At 72.0% G+C, this 21,627-nt stretch carries 1 protein-coding gene (only partly in view); it reads right to left on the bottom strand.

All coding sequences use genetic code 11. The annotated features are described in order from the left end of the window. A protein-coding gene (locus ACFWXC_RS08800; RefSeq protein ID WP_384475270.1) for a lonely Cys domain-containing protein crosses the window boundary here: on the bottom strand, nt 1–21,627 show its 5' portion. The gene continues 5,745 nt to the left of window position 1, outside the view; only the first 21,627 of its 27,372 coding nucleotides appear in the window; its start codon is at nt 21,625–21,627; its stop codon lies beyond the left edge, outside the window.

The raw sequence follows: 21,627 nt of genomic DNA, 5'->3' as shown, positions 1-21,627 counted from the left end.
CAGCCGGTCGGCGACGAAGGGTGCGCGGCTGGCGGCGTTCACGGTGGTGGACCGCTCCGCGGGGGCGCCGGCCCAGCACGACATGATCACGATGACGCCGTCGGCGGCCAGCCCGCGCAGGCTCGGCCTGCGCCGCAGATACCCGCCGACCTGGTCGCCGCGGGCCCACTTGGCGGTGCCGTCCCGCCGTTCGAGCGAGAACCCGCCCGGCTGCCCGTGCAGGAAGAAGTAGTACGCCTTACGGCCCGCCCAGGGCACGTCGTCCACGGCACCGAGCTGCACCCCGGTGACGGGGTCGAGATGCCGGTTCTCCGTCATCACGGGCGCCGCGGCGAAGTACAACTCCCGGCTGAGCATGTCCGCCTTGTCGAAGACGGCGCGGCCGTGCGGGACGCCGTCGTCGGCCATGGTCACGCTCAGGATCTCGTCGTCCGGGACGAGTGTGCCGTCGATCGTCTGTACGACGCGGTCCTCGGCCTCCACCGCCGGATCCCCGGCCTTCAGTTCGTCCGGCTTGCTGGCGAACCAGCTCCCCAGCGGCTCCAACGCGCGCTCGCGATGGGTTACCGCGATCCGGGTCCGGTGCTCCCTCGGGTCCTGGTACAAGGACACCGCGCCGCTGTGCGACCACACGGTCCTGCCGGTCGAGGCGGCGGCGGTGCGCGGCAGTCGCAGGTTCCCGGCGCCCGCTCCCGGTACCGCGAGAACGACGTCGAGCCCGCTGTCGAGCGCGGCCAGGTCCGGGTCCATGGCGAGCAGTTCGGCGAAGTCCGCCATCAGGACACGCTGCCGGGAACCGTTCGCCAGGCGCACCATCACATGGTCCTGGTCCCCCTCGGCGACGATGACGAAGGGGCGGTGGTCACCGGGCGCCGCATGCCACAGGGCGGGATCGAGGTCGTCGAGGCGGGTGGCACGCAGCTTGGCGTACGACATCGAGATCAGGTCCACGACGGGCTCGCGCGTCCAGTTGCGGCCCTGGGCCCTGCCGTCCGGAGCGGTGATCCGGGTCGCGGCGGACAGCGCTCCCTGCCGTACGAGGTGATACGCGCTCAGCGCCGCCAGGCTCGTCGCGCGGCCGGCCGCGGTGGCCGCGTCCATCACCGCGTGCAGTTCACGTCGATGGGCGCTCGTCACCTTCTCCGCCGGCGGCAGGCCCAGAATCCGGCGGGCGAGCGGATCCGGATCGAAGAGGCCTTGGTTGAGCGCGGGATCGGGATCGGCCAGCCGCAGGGCGTCCAACTGCTCGAAGGCCGACGATTGGGCCGCCGCCTCGACCTCGATCGTCGCCTGCCGCCGCAGGGCCCGCAGCTCCGCGCCGCCGAACGAGCCGTCGGTGACGAGGTCCTGGCCCCGGCTGCGTGTGGTGATCATGAATTCGCCGTCGCCGACACGCCTGGTGGAGGGCGGATCGTTCTGCTGGAGCAGGTACAGGGCGTTCCATATCTCGGTCCGCAACGTCTTGGCGACGGCGTCCGCGCGCTCCCGGCCCGTGCGTAGGGCGCCCCAGTCGCTGAGTCCCGGCGTGAGCCACGAGCCGTTGCCGTACCCGGTGACCGTGATCTCGGGGGCCGAAAGTCCTGCCCTTACGTCACGCAGACCCACCTCCGACACCTTGCGGGCGAAAGTGCTGAGGTAGCCGCGCCCGCTGGAATCGATCTCCCTGGAGCCCTCCTCGAAGGAGACCCTTCCGGTGGTCCAGAGCCGCGATGACACGGTCCCGTCGGTGGTGGCCTGCTCAGTGGAACCCATGTCGTCAACAGCCGACGTCGGCTCGACATGCGGTGTCGGCGGAGCGGTCTGCGTAGCGGATGTCTCGGCTGCCGGCATCGCGTTGGTGACGGTCACCGCCGGGGTGGCTGAGACCAGAGCCACGGGGTCGGTGCTGACCCAGCCGGTCGTGGAGCTCGCCCCTTGGCCGGGTTCGTCCACGATGATGTAGTGGTCGCCGGCCGCGGTGTCGTGGAAGAGATCGATGTTCTGCCTGGGCATGAAGACGGTCCTGCCGGTCGCCGCCCGGTCGGCGAGCGCCCTCATCAGGGGGCGGCTGCGAGGGGCGTTCCGCACGATCGGCACGATCGGCACCGTCTCCGAACGCCTGTTCAGCTCGTCGTCGTTGACGAGCAGTTCGGCGATCTCCTCGGGGGGCACCTGGCGACGGGTACCGTCCGGCCAGGGCATGTCGATGTGGTCGCGACCGCCGTCGGCCAGCACGAAGAAGGCCATGCTGTCCGTACCCGTACCCGTACCCGTGCCGGTTCCGGGGGTCTGCCACGGCACCGTGCGGACCACGGCACTGGCCGGGTTGACGGCTGCGTCATGGGCGATGTACCTGTCCCTGACCAGCGGGTCGGTCAACGGTGTTCCGGTCCAGTTGCGGCCCAGCACCCGGCCGCTCCAGGAGAGGAGCAGCGTGTCCTTGGACAGGGCCCCGTTGCGTTCGAGGTGGAACGCGGCGAGCGCCGTCGGGCTGTGGACGTCACGGCCGGCCGCGGCCGCCCCGGCCATCGTCCACAGGAGTTCCGTACGCCGCGCGTCGTCCACGGGAAGGCCGGAGGCATCCAGGTGCAGGACCTTGACCGTCAGGGAGGTGATGTCGGCGGCGGCCAGCAGACCCTCGACGGCCTTGACCGTCGCCCACAGCAGCCGCTGCCGGTGGACTGCCGTGACCGGATCGGATCCCAACCCCAGTACCTCGGTGGCCCGTTGACCGGGATCGCCCTTCGCCAGCCACGAGAGAGCCTCGTCCACCGACGGCAGCGGAACGAAGTCGCGCAGCGCGATCCCGGCGGGCCGGGTCCCGGACGCCTCCAGCACCGCGAGGATGTCCGTCGAGTCCAGGGCCGAGCCCGCGGGGCGTCCGAGATGGGACCGGGCGGCACGTTCCAGCAGGTCCATGGTGAACGGCGCGGTGTCCCGCAGCCCCGGATCGTTGCGGCGCATCAGCTCCAGCGCACCGATGCCGCGCAGCAGCCGCTGATACTCCCCGTAGGCGTCGTCCCTGTCGTCCTCGACCCAGGCACCGAACACCTGCCGCAGTGCGCGGACCAGCCGCAGGGTCGACTCCCTGGTCTCCTCCGACGCCTGGCCCGCGTCCGTGTGCAGGCCCGCCGTGCGGGCCAGGTCGTCGAGTGCGGCACCGGTCGGCTCCGGCCGCAGCTCCAGCCACTGACGCCGCCCGCCTTCGGCGGTCGTGGCGATCCCGTGCCGCTTCACTCCCGTGTCGTAGGCGAAGTAGTGGACCCGGTCGACCGCGAACACGGTGCGGTCGACCTGGTTGGCCACCTGCTGAGCCTCGGAAGGGGTCGCCAGCGGGTCGGCGACGAAGGGGGCACGGCTGGTGATGTTGACGACAGGGCGACCGTCGGTGGCCGCGCCGACCCAGCAGGACAGGAGCACCAGGACGCCGTCGGCGGGGAGCCGCCGAAAACTCGGGCTCCGCCGCAGATACTTGCCGACCTGGTCACCGCCGGCACGCTTGTCGGTCCCGTCCGCCCGCACGATGTAGAACGCGCCCGGTTTCCCGTGCAGGTTGAAGAAGTACGCCTCCCGGCCGGCCCAGGGCACGTTCTCCGGAGCACCGTACAGACGCTGGCTGACGGGATCGATGTGCGCGTACTCGTTCATCGTCAGCAGGGATCCGAAGTACATCTCCCGCCCGACCGTGTCCTCCTTGTCGAGGATGGCACGGCCGTACGGGCGCCCGGCTGCGGCGAGGGTGTGGCTCATGATCTCGTCGTCCGGGATGAGCGTCCCGTCGCTCGCGCGCAGGAACCGCTCCTCGACCCCGGCCGCCGAGCCGTCGAGCGCCAGATAGTCCGGGGTGCTGGCGAACCAGCTGCCCAGCGGCTCCTTGGCGGTCCTGCGGTCGACCACCGCGATCCGGGGCCGCCGCGCGGACGAGTCCTGGTGCAGCGTCACCTCGCCGCTGTGCGCCCACACGGTCCGGTCGATCCGGGCGGCGACGCTACGCGGCAGGCGCAGACTTCTGGCACCCGCGTGCGGGACGGCGAGTACGACGGGGAGCTGGTCGTCCAGCGCGACCAGGTCCTGGTCCATGGTCAACAGCTCGGCGAACTCCTCCAGCGGCACACGCGGTTCGGAACCGCCCGGCAACCGCACCACGACATGGTCGTGATCACCCTTGGCCGCGACGACGTAGGGGCGGGTGTCACCAGACCCCGGCTGCCGCCACAACGCACTCGAGCTGTCCACGACCGTGCCCTCACGCACCTGGAGGTAGGACTTCGTGGCCAGGTCCGTGACCGGGCCGCCCAGCCAGTTGCGGCCCAGGGCCCTGCCGTCCGGAGCGGTGATCCGGGTCGCGTCGGACAGTGCCCCCTGCCGCCAGAGGTGGTACGCACCGAGCGCCGCGAGGCTCGTCGCCCGGCCGGCCGCGATCGCCTCGTCCACCAGCGCGTACAGCTCGTGGCGCTGGTCGTCCCGCACCGGCTGCGCGTCCAGGTGCAGGATCTGGCGGGCGAGCGGATCCGGGTCGAAGGGCGCCTCGCGCAGCGCGCGATCAGGGCCGGCCGACCGCAGGTTGTCCAGCAGTTCGACGGCCTGTGAACGAGGTGCCAGGTGGATCTCGATGTCGGCCTGCCGCCGCAGGGCCCGCAGGTCGGCGCCGTCGTTCTGGCCGTCGGCGGATGTCTTCCGTCCCTCGCTGCGGCTGCGGATCTCGAACTCGCCGGAGCCGACATGCCTGGCGGCGGGCGGGTCGTTCCGCTGGAGCAGGTCCAGGGCGTTCCCCATCTCGGTCCGCAGCACGTCGGCGACGGCGTCCGCACGCTCCTGGCCCGTGTCCTGGGCACCCCAGTCACCGCGTCCCGGGGTGAGCCACGAGCCGTTGCCGTGTCCGGTGATGGTGACCCAGGGTGCCTGGAGGCCCGCCCGTATGTCGCGCAGTCCCACCTCCGCCACCTTGCGGACGAGTTTGGTGAGGTAACCGTGCTGGAGGGGGTCGATCTCCCTGGAGCCCTCCTTGAAGGTGACCTTTCCTGAGGTCCAGGGCCCCGACGACGTGGCCGTACCGGTGGCGGCCGGATCGACGGCACCCCGGGCGGCGGCGAAGGTGGCTGTGGCGGCCTCGTTCGACTGTGCCGGATTCGAAAGGGCGCTCTTCCCCGGGCTGCTCAAAGGGGCGGCAGGCATGCTGGGGAGCAGTTCGGCGGGGGCGGGACCGGCGGCGGCGTCCTGCCAGGAGGCGGGGGTCGGGAGCCTGGGGAAGAGATCGTTGTTGTACAGAACGTCGCCGCGCAGGTCGGACGCGAGATCGCTGAAGCCGGTTCCGCTCCACTCCTGGCTGAAGAGCCGAACGCCGTCGCCGGAGAAGGTAACCGAGACCGCGTCGTCGGCCGGCTTGTGGGTGACGGTGATGGTGAGTTCGTCGACGAGGCCGGGGCGGCTCACCACGAACGACCGGACCAGCGGGTCGGTGCCCACCTCGCGGACCGTGGCGTCCTGCAGGCCGGGCCACCTGCGGAGGGAGTCCTGTTCGAACGCCCTGCCGAAGTCGTCGAACGCGGTCGCCGACGGAAGACCCGGCCACGGCTCGGTGATCACGCTCTCCAGCTCGGCCGCCGGGATCTGCTCCGCGCGGACCGGGATGACGGTGATGCCGTCCTCGACCCGGGACGGGCCGGTGCGGATCAGCCTGGTCGGGGCGAGGGTCACCTCCCACTGCCCCTGGTTGAGTGCGGGCGCGTCACCGCCTGTTCCGGCGTAGCCGGGCGGGTAGGCCATGGCGAGCTTGCCGTGGTCGGCCGGGACGTCGATCTCGAAGATCACGCGGTTGCTGTTGATGCCGTGCCTGGCCCACGTGGCCTGGAACTCACGGGAGTTGGAGGTGGAGGCGGGCAGCCGCTCGAGGAACCGGTCGGCCTGTGCGGCATCGGGGTCCATGGACACACCGCGCCACAGGGTGACGCGCTGGTTCGGACCCGCGTACAGCAGACCCCTGGTGATCTCGTTGAAGGTCCGGGCCTTGGCCGCCAGGTCGGTATCGCCCGCGAGGGCGCGGGGAGTGAGGTAACCGCCGTAGCCCTTCTTGGACGTGAACGCGCTGACGGTGACATCCAGCATGTAATGCTTCAGCTGCTGGTCGGCCGCGGCCGCGGCCAGATGGGTCCGGGCCAGGTTCACGGCCGCGTCCCAGCGTTCACCCTGCACGCCGGGCAGGTGCCCGGGCCGTACCGGTGGGGCGAGATCCGGTGCGGACACCCTGACGAACTCACCCGTGGTCCGGCGGTAGATCTGGTTGCCGGTCGTCGAGGCGATGACGATCTCGTCGCCCTCGCCCAGCTTGGCCGGCCATTCGGCACCGTCGGCGGGTACGTCCCCGACGTTTCCGCTCGCGATCGTGATCACGGAGCCGTCGAAGGAGCCCTCGCTGAGCCGGACGTTCTCCTCCGCGACACGCAGACGGCCCAGGCGAGTGAACGCCCAGGTGTGTACGGCCGGACCACCGGCCGCCGCCAGCTCTTGGACCACGACCTTGTTGCTCACGTTCGCCACAGTGAACAAGCCCGAATCGGCACCGTTCCCCAGCAGCCTCGGAGCCGCGCCGCGAGGAGCCTGCAGAAGCAGCCCCTCCTGGCCGGGTACCTGGACGACCGTCCGCCCGTCGACCGCCGGGAGCGGCGCGGCGACGAGGTTCTCCTCCGACGGATGCACCGGCGCCTCGGCCGCAGGCGCCGACTGCGGCTCGGCGTCCGGTGCCTGCTCGCCCCGCACGGACGGGGACGGCGCGGGTACCGGGGCCACGGGCACCTCGGCCACGGCCACCGGCTGTGGCTCGGGCTCCGGTACATCCCGCAGGTCACGGATGACCGGCGGCCTGGGCGCCGGGGCCGTGAGGCTCTGCTGGACATCGACCCCGAGGTCGGCCAGTCGCCGTTCGGCCGCCTGCATGCGGGCCGCCGCATCGTCCTGGCGCTGCCGCGGCGCCACCCGCGGGTCGGGTGCGCTGGACGAACCGGCGCCGGTGTCCCTGGCCTCCTCCGCCGTACGGAGCACGGCGTTCAGCCGTTCCCATTCCGCGGCGGCGGCAGCACGCTCCTCCCATGCCTCGGCGACAGCGGCCGCTCGCTCCTCCGGTGTCTGCGCCACGGCCTGCTCGTCGCGCACAACGGGAGGCTGCTCGTCGCGCACGGCCTGCTTGCCGCGCCCGGCGGGAGACTGCTCTTCGGAGGGCTGGGCGGTCGTCGGGGGCCGGCTGGTGGTGCCGGCCCGGTGGTTCAGGGGCGGGGCGGGGTTGAGGGGGGCGACCGGGACGGCCGCGAGGTACTCGTCCCCGCGCTCGTACACCGTCACCGTGTTCGCGCCGCGGACGGCCGCGGTGCCGAAGGTGTCGACCGTGCCGTCCTCGTGGACGAGGGTCAGGTGAATCCCGTTGGCCCGCGCGGTCAGCTCGGCGGCCAGCAGTGCCGTGGCACGGTCCCAGCGCCGGGCCGCGGTCAGCTGGGCCCGGATCAGGGCCTCTTCCTGCGGGCGGGTGAGCGTCAGGGACGCGGGCAGCCGGCCCCCGCTCTGCCGGAACTCACGGAGCTGCTCCGGGGTGAGCGTCAGCCCTGCGGACGTCAGCTCCCCCAGCCGGAACGTCGTCCGGGGGGCGAGCCGGGCGGTGGCGGGCAGCGCTTCGGCCGGACCGGGGACGGTCACGGCGGACGCGTCGGGAGCCTGGTCCCGGGCGGACGCCAGCGCCGTCGTCACGGCCGCGTAGAAGCGGTTCCCGTCACCGGGGGGCTCCACCAGGGTGGAGACATACCCGTCGGGGTCGGTCAGTTGCCCGGGACGGGACGCCGCGTCGAACCGGGGCCGGCCCGCGTAGGCGGCGTCGTCCAGACCCTCCCAGGTCCAGGGGCGGGTGGCGTGTGCGGGCAGGTCACCCACGGGCACGGGCGGCGAGGTCGCCTCGGGCCGCGCGGCCTTGCCGGCGGTTCCTTCGGTCGCCGTCGACTCCACGAGGCGGAAATGCCGGTCCGCGAGGTACAGCTCCACCCTCTGGGCGTCGGCCGCGGCCGGGGCATCGGGGTCCGGCCCGTAGTCCTGGAAGGCACCGTCCGCCGCGACGACCCGGATGACGACACCGAACCGCTGGGCGGCGAGTGACGCGAGCAGGTCGGCGGCGCTGTGGTCCCAGCCGGTCTCGTCGACCGCGCGGGTCTCGCCGTCAGCGCCGGTCCCGTCGTTCACGCCGGCCGGGCGGCGCAGCTGTGCCACGGCGATGGCGCGGCGCTGGGCGGCGGTCAGCGGACGATGGCGCTGGGCGGGGGTGGGCTCCGGTCCGGCCGAGTGCGGGAGCACACCGAGGGCGTCGAACTCCCGCCGCTGCGGGGTGTCGGCCCCGAGGTCGACTCCGGCGGCGCGCAACTCGGCGTCGGTGAAGGTGTCCTTCGTGTCCGGGGTCACGTAGGCGAGCAGCGGTGAGTCGTCCGGCAGCGCGGCCAGCCGGTCGGCGAACTCCCCGCGCAGGGTGTCCGCGTCACCGGCCGGGCGCAGGCTCGCGCCGAGCGCGTGGAAGAAGGAGCGGCCGTCCTTCGGCACGTCGACCAGGCGGTGCACGGTGCCGTCTTCGGGTGCGATCAGCGCGGGCGAGCCGTCGGCAGCGACGGCGTCGGCGTAGCGCGGGCGCGGTGCGGCCTTGGCCTTCGCCTTGGCGGTGGCGGGTGTCAGTACCGGTTCGGGCACTCCGGCCCGGGTCCGGGCCGCGTCCGGGTTGTCCGCGTTCCGCGGGTCGTCCGGCAGCCGGTGCCAGCGGGTCAGCCGGTCGGTCTCGGCCCGCACCTGGTGGAAGGCGGCGGCTGCGGCCTCGGCGGCGGTCTGCTGCTCGCCCACCTCCCGGACCCGGGTGTCCAGAGCTTCCTGCGCCGCCCGGAAGGCCCGGACGGCGGTCGCCACGTTCTCGTCGGCGGCCTGCACCTGCCGGTCCACCGCGGCCCGCCGTGCGCCGGCCGCCTGCCTGGCCTCCTTGACGGTCTCGAACAGTTCGGCCTGCCGACTGTCCAGCTCGCCCTTCTCGAGTTCGGCGAGCCGCCTGTCCGCGATGTCCTGGGCCCGTCGCGCCAGGTCGATCCGCTCGTCGAGCGCGTCGAGTTGGTCGCGTCCGAACTCCGCCCGGCCGTCGTGCTCGGGTTGCGACGCGCTCAGTGCCTCCCGCTCGGCATCGAGCGCTTCGACCGCCGCCCGGGTGTTCTCGGCCGTGGTCCGGGCCTCCGCGACCTGGTCCGACGACGGGCGGTCGCGCCGGGCTTCGGCGGCCGCGATCGCGGCGACGAGTTCGGCGTGGGCGGCGATGTGTTCCTGCCGCGCGGCTGCGCGGCGCTGATCGCGGTCACGGCGGCTGACGGACCTGGCTGCCCCGGCCGCGTCGAGGGCGTCCTGCAGATCGGCGAGGCCGCGGCGCAGTTTCCAGTACTTCCCGTCGGCGTCGGACCACGCCTTGCCGGCGTCCTTCACCCGGTCCCAGGCCTTGGCGACCTGCGGGGGGAAGTTGGCGTCGGTGATCAGCCCGAGGTCACGGGCGACGTCCTCGCGGACCCAGGCGATGGCATGGCTCTCGGACTCGACGGCCTGCGGGCCGGGCTTGACCCCGCCGAAGGGGCCCATCAGGTGGTCCCGGACCCAGGTGCCGATCGAGCCGTCCTTGAACTGCCGGTTCACGTCGGCGACGCTCAGCCAGGTGACCGGGACGGCGAACGCGAACGCGCGGGCCGCCTTCGGCTTGACCCGGTCCTGCTGCACCAGTTCCTCGGTGATCAACCGGCCGTCGGTCTCGATGGTGTCGGAGCCCGTGCCGCTGGCACCGGGGCCGGTCAGACCGACCATGTCGGTCTTGACGGCCGGGAAGACGCCGAGCGACGAGTCCTGGGTACCGCCCTGGGACGCGGTCACGTTGTCGCTCTCCGCGTACCGGTCGGCCGCCTCCATCCGGACGTTGTCGGCCACCGTCAGCAACTCCGCACCGGCGAAGTCCGGCCTGGAGTACATGGCCAGCGCGCCTTCGGACCGGTCCGCGAACAGGTCCTCGGTCAGCCCGGCGACCTGATAGCCGTCGCTGCTCGCGCTGTCGTGGTAGAACGCGGACAGCGCGCCCTTCCCGGTGCCGTCCTCCAGTGCCTGCGCGGAGCCGGTGCCCGGGGCGGTCAGGCCGCCCGCCGTCGCCTTGTCCAGGGTCCGGTCCAGCGCCGCGCCGGCCAGCGTTCCCCGGGTGCCGGAGAGCGTGTTGTCGTAGGCCTTGGCCAGCGCGATGACGTTCGCGGCCTGGACCCGCTCCGCTCCGACCACCGTGCGTACCTGGAATCCCTCGGCCGGCATCGTGAACGGCCGGGTCGTGCCGTCGGGGTGCAGGGTGGCGCGCCAGTCGGCGAGCTGCGCGGGCGTCGTGGGGATCTGATCTCCGGTCAGCACGTTCACGCCGGCCGGTCCGGCGTCCGGCTCCGGCGGGGCCAGCGGGTCGGGGGCGGCGTCCTGAGCGGTGGCCGCCGAGGTGTCCGGCCGCATCAGGCTGGTGGCCACCAGTTCGGTCAGCGTGCCGACGTCGCCCTCGGTGAGGACCTGCTGCTTCTTCTTCGCCTTCCGCTTCCTCCCGAGGCTCGACTCCGCCTTGTCGCCCTCGATCTCCATGCTGAGCTCGAGCCGGTACCGGGTGGCGAACTGGGCGTGCGGCTCATTGGTGTACGTCGACAGCAGCTTCGTACGGGTGGCGGACCGGGACCCGGACGTCGTCTGCCGGTTGGAGCCCGTCTCGGCGTACGTGGGTCCCGCCGCGGTGACCGCGTGGTTGGAGGTGTGCACACCTTCGGTGTTGAGCACGCCGATGTCGCGGCCCTTCGTCGCGTCGAACCCCTCGCTGACGGTCTCGACCGCCAGCCGGTGGTCCTCCATCTCGATGCCCGGCCACAGCCCGGTGAACTCCTGACCGTTCGCGTCCGGAATCAGCCGCGCCCGCACCCGCACCGTCCGCGCGCCGATCCTGATCCGCTTCCAGCCGGGGCCACCGATCGTGGCCGGCGTCGAGGTACCGATGCCCGTCATCTCGCGGCGCAGCGCGCGGACGACCCGGGCCGAGGCCAGCTGCCGGATGGCCTCCCGGCTCGCGTCGTCGATCCCCAGGTCACGGACCTTCTGGTCGAAGTCGTCCAGGACCCTGGTGGTGTCCAGGGAGTTCACCGGATAGGTGGCGAAGGGATTGTTCCGGAACCACTCCGGCTGCTTCCACCGGCTGATGTCATACATCGGCACCGCGCCTGCCGCGTCCTTGATGACCTTCAGCAGGTGAGCGCTGCGCTCGGGAATGTGCCCGAGCCAGCCGCCGCTGACCTGCCACCGTTCGCCGGCCCAGTCGTGCACCCGGTTCGGCAGCAGTCGCGAGAGCGGCGACAGCAGGCCGGCGGTACGCACCCCCGCGGCGACCTCGTGTTCCGCGTCGCCGGCGACCAGCACCTGGTGACCGGCGTCGACCCGGTTGATGTCCGAGGTGATGGTCCGGGAGACCTGATACGACTCCCCCCGGGAGCGCCACCAGGGGCGAACCACCAGTCCGTAGCCGCCGGTGATCCCCGGGCCGGCCGAGTGGGAGTGGTTGTAGATCAGGGCGCCGCCGAAGGACTGTGTGAAGGACTTGGACTGGGACCCGGACGCCTGGGTGCTGCCGCCGACCGTCGTCTCGGTCCTGAGTACCGTGGGCCGGCCCAGGGCCCGCAGCGCGGTCACCCGCACCCGGTGCACCACGGTCCCCAGGTAGTTCAGGTACGGGCCCTTGCCGAACAGCCCTGTGGTGCGCGACCCCAGCGGGCCGGAACTCTGGTCGAAGTCCGCCGTCAGGAACTGCGCCCGCTCCGAGCGCACCGCCGCGTCGTGCGCGGGCGCGCCCTCCTCGGTGAGGTGCCACAGCCCTCCCGAGGCCTTTTTCAGGACCCGGTCCACGATGCCGGGCTCACCGCCCAGCGCCAGCACGGACACGGTGTGGTGGGGGTGTTGGCCGAGCGGCCCGGGCTGTCGGGCGGCGTCGATGGCCGAGAGCGACCCCTCCGCCAGCGCCTTGGCCTCGGCGGAGGTCATGGGCTCGCGCGTGATCCGGTCGGCGTCCGTGCCCGCGTACGGGTTGACGGCGCCCGCCGCGTGCGGGTTCCGGGTCGGCATGTCCTCCGAGGGGACGCTGAGCAGCACCCGGCCCCGCGTGGCGGGGTCGGCGGCGGTGTCCCCGAGGATCTCGGTCTTGGCCTGGCTGAAGACGAAGGGCTGGGTGCCCAGGATGCCGAGCGAGGCAATGCCCCGGAGCAGGCTGCGGAAGCGCCAGTAGCCACCGGTGCTCGCGGTGAGCTTGAAGGCGTAGCTGTACAGGTGGGACGGCTTGTTGCTGACCGCCATCGGCTCGAACGTCGCGCTCGGTCCGTAGCCGATCGCGTGCTGCGTCCGGCTGTCCGCCTGGTAACCCAGCTGCCCGGTGCCACCGTGCGTGGGGGCGCCGACGTTGTCGACGGACTTGTCACGCACCGATGCCAGCATTTCGAACCCGCCGCCCGCACTCTGCGACATGCTCTGCTGCCCGGCGACGGAGGTGGCGCCCGGCGCGCTCTGCCGCATCTTGAGGTCGTTCTGGGTGCCCTCGTAGCGACGGTCGGTCAGTTCGGCGTCCAGCCAGATGTACCGGTAGCCGCGGGTGGCCCGGCCGGGCTCCACCAGACCGACCCGGATACCGGTCGTGGTCATCGCCTCCAGGTTCCCGGCCATGCTGTGGTGGGACAGCGTGTTGATGACGGTCAGGGTGTTGGACAGCACCATCTGGTAGTGCGCGGGGTTCCGCCACGCGGACGGATCGCCGAGCTGGGCCAGCGGGGCGACCATCTCCGGGTACTTCTGGCTGACCACCTCCAGAACCTGGTCGATGAGGGTGTCCAGCAGGGTCCGCCCGGGTCCGGCGGCCGTCTCGGGGAGCTCGATGCCGTCGGCGCCCTCCACCGCCGGGGCGGCTGCGGCAGGTTGGCCGCTGTACCGGCCGTCGGCGAAGGTGAACTGTTCCACCCGGCTCATGCCGAGGGTGGGCGGGCGGTTCTCGGTGAGATACGCCGGGGCGAACGGCTCCGCGCCGGTCCCCACGCGCAGGGTCGTGCCGTCGTCCCATCCGGCCAACCGGCGCGCCTCGGTGTGCGTCATCCGGTCCAGGCTCCAGGTGACGAACGGTGTCGCCTGCGCGTCCCCGGTCTTGCGCACATGGACGGTCTTCTCGACCAGGTACAGACCGGTGACGGTGTCCTTCACCTGGCCCACCGTCTTGAGCGCGCCGGAACCGCCCGTTGTCTGCGCGCGCCCCGAAGTGTGTCCGTAGCGTGCGCTCGGCCCGAACTGGAGGCGGAGTTTCACCGCGTCGGTGAGGCCGAACAGACTGGGCAGGTTGAAGGTCGGACCCGCGACCGCGGCGAAGTCCTGATTGACCGACTTGGTCTCCCTGCGCTCGTTCCGCACCGTCAACTGGCCGGTTTCCCGTAGTTCCTGGAGGTCCGTCTCGGTGACGAACTTCGCCCGTCCCGGTATCACCCGGTCGATCACGAACGCGCCCAGCGGGGTGCGCTTCCTGTCGTCCGCCAGCAGGGGGACGCTGGTCACCCGGGAGTGGTTCAGCCGCCCGGCCAGCTGCTGGAAGCTGTCGGAGGAGAAGAGCGCGTCGAGCTCCTGGAAGGCGGAACTGCCGGGCTGGGCACCGATCCTGCTCGTCGCCCAGTCCCGGATCTCCCGGACCGGACCGAAGTCCTCGGTGTACACCATCCGGTAGTCGGACTCCACGCTGAGCTGCATCGTCCTCGGTGTCCGGCCCGGCTGCGACTGGTCCGTGAGGCTGTCCGGCAGCCGCACCCCGAGACCGTCGCGCACCGCGAAGCCGTAGGCCTGGTCCGGAAGAGGCTGCTCAGCGGGCCTGCTCCGCCACGAGGTGCCCAGGACGCCCTTGCGAGCGGCCCGCAGCGGTCCGTCGGTGACGGTCAACTCGTAGTACACATCGTCGAGATGCAGGTGGGAGGCGCCGGCAGAGCGGTTCTCGCTCTGGCGCACCACCTGTTGGCTCATCAGGTAGTCGAAGGCCTGCGTGGTTCCGAACCGCGCGGAGATCCGGCCGAACCCGGCGAACAGCGCGCTCGGCGGCCCCACCGGCACGCCCGGAGCCAGCTGACGGGTGGTGGCGACGGTCTTGCCGGCCCCGGTGGTGACCTGGCTGCGGTTCAGGTTGTCGACCTTGGTGACCTTTCCCGCACCGTCGCCGAACCGCTCCCACTCCCCGTAGTTGCGCGTCCTGACGTGCAGCGTGCGGATCCGCCCCTCGGCGGTGCGGTACACGAAGTCACGCCCATCGCCGGCGAAGGTCCGCGGTGCGGTCGCCAGGGCTCGTCCCACCCGGCCGAGCAGGTCGTCGGTGCCGCTGCGGGACGGACGCGTGCCGCTCGGTCGCGCGTCCTGCGGCCGGGTCTCCGGGTCCTGCCCGAGCAGCCGCTCGATCTCCGCCGTGACCTGGTCGGCGCCGCGCAGCGTCACCTCGCTCTGGCCGAAGGCGACGGCGTCGTCGAGCACGGCCAGGCGGTCGGGGTCGGTGAGCACATCCGGGTCGCCCTCGGCCATGAACGTCAGGAGGTTGAGGTAGTCCGGCATCCTGCTGCCGTCCTCGAACCGGTTGGGGCCCTGGTGGACGGGCGGCGACAGCAGGGCCCGGTCCAGCCGGGCCGGCCGGTGCGACTCCAGTTCCTCGTCGATCCGCGCACCGGGGAACCTGGGCCGCTGGACCGGGGCGGACGGGACGTCCTCGGCCGGCGGGGTGACGACGATGTCCGGGATCGGGGTGTGGGCCTGCACGGGCTCGGGCCCGCGCGGGGCACCGCCAGGTGCCATGCCCAGCTTCATGTCCGCGAGGTCGGCGATCTCCTCGTCGGACTTCATGGCGATCACCGCGCGAACGATCGCGTGAGCGGTCGACTGCGGGTCCTTCTTCCAGTACGACGGCAGCGCGGCGTACAACCGCGCCACCTTCGCGGCGCTCACGGGACCCTTGGGCCAGTTCTGCCGCCGCAGTTCACTGTTCACGCCGGCCTTGAGCGCGGCAAGCCCGAAGGCCGACAGGCCGTCGGCGAACGACACCTGTTCCTGTTCCGGCTCCTGCTGCGACGGCACCGGCTCCGTCGTGTTCCGGTACGTCTGCTCGAACGCCCGGACGTGCTCCGCACGGATGCGTTCGATCTCCTGGCGGGCCCAGCCGGCGACCGCGTCCGAGGCCACGGTCACGGGATCGATCCGGACGCCGGACAGTGCGCCGGCCAGGTCCTGGTGCGCGAGATGACGGACGCGGGCCGCCTCCCACAACGCGTCGAGCGTGAAGGCGAGTTCCGCCGTGGCCGAGATGCGGGCGTCCGGCTGGGGACCTGCCGCGTACGCGACGAAGTCGTGGACGAGCGCCGCCTGCTGCGTCCGGTGCCAGAACGCCAGCTCCTCGGACCAGTCGGAGTCCGCGCTCCGGGCCCGGGTCAGCTCGGCGGCCTGCCGGACCACGTCACCCATGGACTCGGCCCGGGTCAGGAGACCCGCCGCCACTCGCCGGACAGCCGCATCCAGGCGGCTCACCGTCTCCGCGGGGGTCCGGCCCTGACCGGCGGCGAGCCACTCCGCGGTGTACTGCTCGCGCAGCTCCTGAAGCCGACTGCCGTACCAGGCACGCTGCTCCTGTGCCCACGACGGGCGCCCTCGCGTGAGGTCGCCCCCCTCGGGGACAGAGAGCGCCTTACGGAACTCCTCGTGTGCCCGCTCCTCGGCCCACCAGTCCTTGGACGCCTGCTGGTACCGCTGCCGGAACTGCTCCGCCAGCTCCGAGGCCGGAACCTCCTTGCCGGTGGTGATCGCCGCGGCCACCGCCTGGCGGAAGTCCTCCCGGATCGACTGGGCCACGCGTGAGCTGCCGAAGTAGGTGTCCGCCAGGCGCAGCTTCCCCGACGACAGGGCGACCTCACGGTCGAAGACCGCGTCCGCCTCTGCCGTGGCCTTCGCCTGGCTGTACTCCTGCGCGAGCCTCGCATCCAGCTCGGCGCGCAGCGCGTCGTGGTCGGCGTCCGGCTGTTGTGCCGCCTGCGTCCACCGGTCGGCGAACCACTCCCTGGTCTTCACCTGCTCCGCGTACGGGATGGTCCCCCGGAACGCCGGGCTGTCGGCAAGCCGCTGCTCGAACTCCTGGTACACCTGTGCGCGGATTTCCATCCCGGCACGAAGGTCCGCCAGCGCCCCGCCCAGGCCCTCCATCGGCAGCGATGCGCGCTGCGTCCGCGCGTCGGGGGACTCGGTGCCCCGGGTGGCCGTCACGTCGGCCTGCTCGTGCGGTCGGTCGGACGCCTTGAACGGGGTCCGCTCGATCGTCAGCCGGGAGAGGTCGGCCTTCCACTCGGGGTTCTGCCGCCACTGCCGGTGTTCCACGTCGAGTTTCGCGGCGTCCTCGTAGAGGGCCTGGATCCTCTCCTGCGCGGCGCGCACCGCCGTACCGCGGTCGTCCGGCGTCCGGGCCCCTGTCATCTCCTCCTTGAAGGAGTCCAGGACCTGCCGGCTGTCCTGCCGGAAGGTCTCGCGAACGCTCTGGGAGCCGATGGCCGACGCATGCGTCTCGACCTGCCGGCCCACGTCGAACTCCGCCTCCATCGAGGTGAATCGCTGCCGCAGCTGCGTCCGCCACGCCTCCTGTTCGGCACGCTGGCGGGGCATCTCCACCTCGTGCACGAGGTCGCGCCACGCCTGACCGCGCGCCGTGCCGAAGACGTCGCCGGCCGCCCGCTCCGTGCCGAGCGCGGCTTCGACGTCGCGGCCGTTCGGGCCGTAGATCTCCTGGTGGGCCTGTGCGGCATCGCTCCGGAAGTCGTCGGCCACCTTGCCCAGGTCGCGCCCGTTCAGCGCGTAGCGCCCGGAGACCGTTCCGGCAGCTTCGTCGACCTTGCTGGTCAGCTCGTTGAACCGGCGGCCTCCGGCGGCCAGCGCCTCGTCGAAAGCGCCCTCGTACGCCAGACGGTCACCCAGGGATCGGGTGTAGGGATCCAGGACCGCATCGCCGAAAGCCGTTTCCCGCGCGTTCAGTTCTTCGGCGGACCACCGGCCCTCCTCGGGCATCCCGACACGTTCGCGGTAGGCGTCGGTGAGCGTCTTGTGCATGTCGTCCTGGACCCGCTTGGCCTGCGAGCCCAGCTCGGTCCCCTTCCGCACGCCGGCGGCCGCGTGGAGCCAGTCGTCCGCCTGCGTCAGCGCCTTCTCCAGGCCGGCGTGCAGGTCGTGCCGGGCGGCCATCTGCTGCATCAGCTGAATGTGCGCTTGACTCAGTTCGGCCGTGTACGTCGCCCAGTCCTCGGCGGACAGCTCCTCCGGCCTGCGGGAGCCGAGGATCCCGGTCATCTCGTCGTCGAAGGCCTTGGTGTGGTCGGCGAGTATCTTGTCGGCGACGTTCTGGGAGGCGACGAACGAGTTGCTGCGCAGCTCATCGGCCTGCTCGCGCAGGGCGCGCTCGGCGGCCTTCGCGTCCAGCCTGCCTGCCCAGCGGGCCTCCAGTTCGCTCAGGGCCCGGTTGAACTGGTGGGCCGCGTCCGCGTACTCGGCGCCGGTGAGTTCGCGCACCGGTCGGCCGTCGGAGAGTTCACCGGTGGTCTGGGCGTACTCGTCGAGGAAGTCCTTGCGCACCGCGCCGATGTCGTCGGAAGACCGGTCCAGGCCTCTGGCGTCGGCCATGGCGTCGAAGCTGCGCGTGGCGTCCTCGGCCAGCGTCAGCCGGGTCTCCAGGCCGCGCACCATGGCGTCGAACCGCGGCTGGGCCCCGCTGACCAGGTCCGTCATGAAGTCCCGGTGGACCAGGTTCCCGTCCAGGTCCAGCTGCTTGGTGATGTCGCGCAGCTCGGCGCTGAACTCGTCCAGGAAGTCGGCCCGGAAGTTCGCCTCGTCCTTCGCCGAGAACGGCCGCCGGTCGAACAGCGCCTCGGAGACGAACACGTTGTCGTCGGGGCGGTCCCGATGGGTCAGAGCACGGTCGAAGGCCTCCTCCGCCGCACCGCGCAACTGACGCACCGCGGCCTCCAGCGCGAACTCCTGGGGAAGTCCCTCGTAGAGGCTCTGCTTCGCGGCTTCGCCCTGCCGGGCGCTGATGTCACCCTGCTGGACGGCGTTCTCGATGCCCTCCAGCCGCGCGTCGAGCCGCTGCTTGACCTCCTCCCGCCAAGGCCGCGGCTGACCGCTCTGGAGCCTGTTCTCCTCGCGGATCATCTGGTCGGCCAACGAGCGTGCCGACAGGTCGTGTTCCAGGTTCCCGAGGTGGTCTTCCAGCTTGGCGGTCAGCGACTGTTCGAACGCCTGGGTGTTGACGTCGGTTTCTCCCGCTCGGTGCTGCTCGTGGCGGGCCTCGTGGTAGGCACTGGCCACGTTGGAGACGAGGTCCTCCGGAACACCGAGCTTCCGGGCCCAGTCCTTCGGCCCGGAACTCTCGTCCGACGACCGCTGGATCGCCTCGACGAGCTCGGCGGGGGACGGACCCCGGTAACTGTCGTCCAGCACCGACTCCAGTGCCTTGACGAGCTTGGCCTGCAGCGGGGAGTGCGACACGGCGCCGGTCTCGCTGTCCACCCCGGCCTGCAGTTCGTCGGCCCGCTTCTCCGGATGTTCCTTCAGGTAGTCCCGGTGCTCCTCCATCGCCTTGCGATAGGAGCCGGCCATCCCCTCGGCGTAGCGGTCCGAGACGCCCTCGCTCCTGACGACGGCCTCGATGTCGGCGACCGCCTCGGACCTGACCGCGGGATACTCGTGCGACAGGTCGCCGCGGACGTCCTCGAAGGCGTTCCACAGGCGCTGGTTGTGCTGCAGCCGCTGCTCGGCCCGTTCCGCCTCCTCCGCCAGCCTGCCTTCATACGTCTCGTTCTGCCGGCGCTGCGATTCCTCGTACGCGGCGTTCCTCGCGTCGGAGGCGTCGTGCCGGTAGTCGTACGAAACCTGCTCCTGCCCGAGCTGCTCCCCCGCCCTGTCCCCGGACTGCGCATGGGCAGCATCGGCGTCGGTGCCGGTGGTGGCGGAGTCGTGCGCCGCCGTCCGATCCACCGAGGCGTGGTCCCGGACCTGCCCCGGTGCCTCCGGCGCCGCCCCCGACGCGTCGGTCGCGTCGGTCGCGTCGGTGGACTTCGCAGCGGCGTCGGCGGCCTCGTTGTGGACCGCGGCCGCGTTGTGGTCGTCGGCCCGCTGAAGCTTCGCGGCCTCCCTGAAGCCCGCGATTCGCTGCCGTTCCGCCTGGGTGATGTTCGGGTCGGCGGACTTCCCGACCGACGCCGTCCGCCCGGAGCCGGATTCCTCGGACCTGGTGGCCGACCGCGCCGCGTCCGTGCCCCGCTGGGCACGTGACGTCTCGCCGGGCGCACCCGTCCGGGTCTGCCCGGCCCCGTCGGCCTCGGACGCGGACCTGGCCGACGCTCCGTGCACCGTTCCGTCGGCCCGCAAGATGCCCTCGGCCGCCTCCACCGGCGTGGTCCTGTCCCTCGCGGGCCCGGCCAGCGCGGCAGAGTCGCCGCCCTCGCCCGACGCGGACCTGGCGTCCGCCCGGACCGCGGGCCCCACCGGCCGGCCGCCCAGACCGGCGGCCGACTTCAGCGGCTCGCGTCCCGCGTTCGGAACCGTGCGAGTGCCCTCGGCGGCACCGGAGGCGCGTTGCCCCTGGTCCGCCCCCGACCGTACGGCCGTGTTCCCGAGGTTGGCCTGGGAGCCGATCCCCTTCGCCGCGGCGCTGCCGTCCGCAGTACCGCGGGCACCCTGCTCTCCGACCGCGGACCTGGGAGCCGTGTTTCCCGTCGTCTCCGGCGTACCCGTACGGGCGCCGCCCTCGATGTGCCCGACCGACGCCTCGCGCACCGGACCGGCCGAATGGACGACCTCCGGCTTCCCCGACGCGACGGACTGCACCGGGGACACCGTCCCCTCGGCTCCCGCGGTGCGGGCGCCCGTGCCGGGCGTGGCGGCATGGTTGTCGCCGACGGCCCGCAGCGCGCTCTGCGTCTGCCTCGCCCCGGCGTCGGCCGCCTTCCCCGCACCGGGTACCGCGTTGCCACCCGTGTCCTGCACCCTGCCGCCGGCGGCGGCGTCCGTCGTCGGGCTCGGCGTCTGGGAAGCCACCTGGTGCGGGGCGGCGGTGGCGGGCTGGGCATCCAGGTTCGTCCGCACCACGCGCTCCGCGCCGGCGGCGCCCACCGACTCCTGACCGCCCGTCGACTGTCCTGCCGTCGAGGCGTCCACGGTGCTCTGCGCGGCCTGTGCCGTCTTGGCCACACCGCTGAGGCCGGAGCCGACGTCGTGCAGGACGCTCTGGCCGGTGGAGCCGTCCGTCACGCCGCTCGTGATCGTGTTCGTGTTCCCGCCGGCCGTCTCGGTCTTCGGCGCGGGCTGTACGGGCTGGGTGGCGCCGTCGGTGACCGTCTTGACCGCCGAGGAGCTGCCGGCGTCCACCGGGGTCACCTTGTCGGGTACGGCCGCCCCGTCGCCGGCGCTCGGGCCGTCGGGGGCGCCGGTCGTCGTCACCTTGACGGGCGTCGGTGCCGGTGCCGTGTCCGTGGACGTGCGCACCGTGGTGCCCGTGAGCGTCCGGGTCACGGCCGAGTTGACCTCGATGTCCGAGGACAGCGTCAGGTCGGACTTGGTGAGGCCCTTGGAGGAGTCGGCGATCGTCCCGCTGACGGAGGAGACGGAGGTGACCGAGGACGACAGGGTCAGGCCCGTACCCGTACCCGTACCCGTACCCGTGCCGGTGCCGTTGCCCGTCGACGAGTTGCCGACCGAGGTCCCCACATCGCCGGCGCCGACGTTCAGATCGGCCTTGAGGATGTCCAGCTTGTCCCTGGCCACATTGACCAGGCCCTTGGCGGCGGAGGCCACGGCGACGCCGATCCCGCCCCACAACACCAGGTCCGAGATGAAGCCGGGGATCTGCTCCAGGGAAGTGGGGACAGGGATGAGCTGCTGAGCGGTCGTCTGCAGACCGGCGGCGGCGTTGCCCGCCGCCACGGAAGCCGCGTTGACGCCCATGAACTCGATGCCGAACCGGGCGACCTTCCCGGTGACGCCGGCCATCGTCACCACCCAGTCGGGCAGGGCGTTGCCGACCGCGGTGACAGTGCTGCCGACGAACTGGCCGACGCGGGTCCCCACCGTCAGCAGCCAGGAGGCGGCGGTCGCCACCCACCCACCGACGTTCGCGAGGAGTTCGAGCCCAGCGCCGAGGAGGCCGAGGAGCTCCGGTGCCACGAACAGGAGTGCGCCCAGAAAGACACCGACGAGGCCCGCGATCAGCTCCGACAGTGCCTGCTTCGCGAGCGTTGCCTCCTGCTCGGTACGGAGCATGGCGTAATAGTTGATCATCTCGCCGGTGTCCCAGAACTCTTCGATGATTTCCATCACCGCTTCGCGCTGGTCGGCGAACGCCTGAGTCATGTACATCTCGGCATCGCCCTGCCATGCCCCGAGGTTCAGATCGAACTCGGCGCTGGTCATCCTGGCGGCCTGCTCGTCCAGGAAGTCACCGAAGTCGATGAGGGCGTTACCGAGTTCGTAAACCGGATTGGGGTCCCAGTCCTTATTGGGCGAAAACGACTCAGACAT

Source organism: Streptomyces sp. NPDC058683 (genome assembly GCF_042716195.1).
Taxonomy (GTDB): domain Bacteria; phylum Actinomycetota; class Actinomycetes; order Streptomycetales; family Streptomycetaceae; genus Streptomyces.
This window is presented reverse-complemented; position numbering and strand designations above follow the sequence as displayed.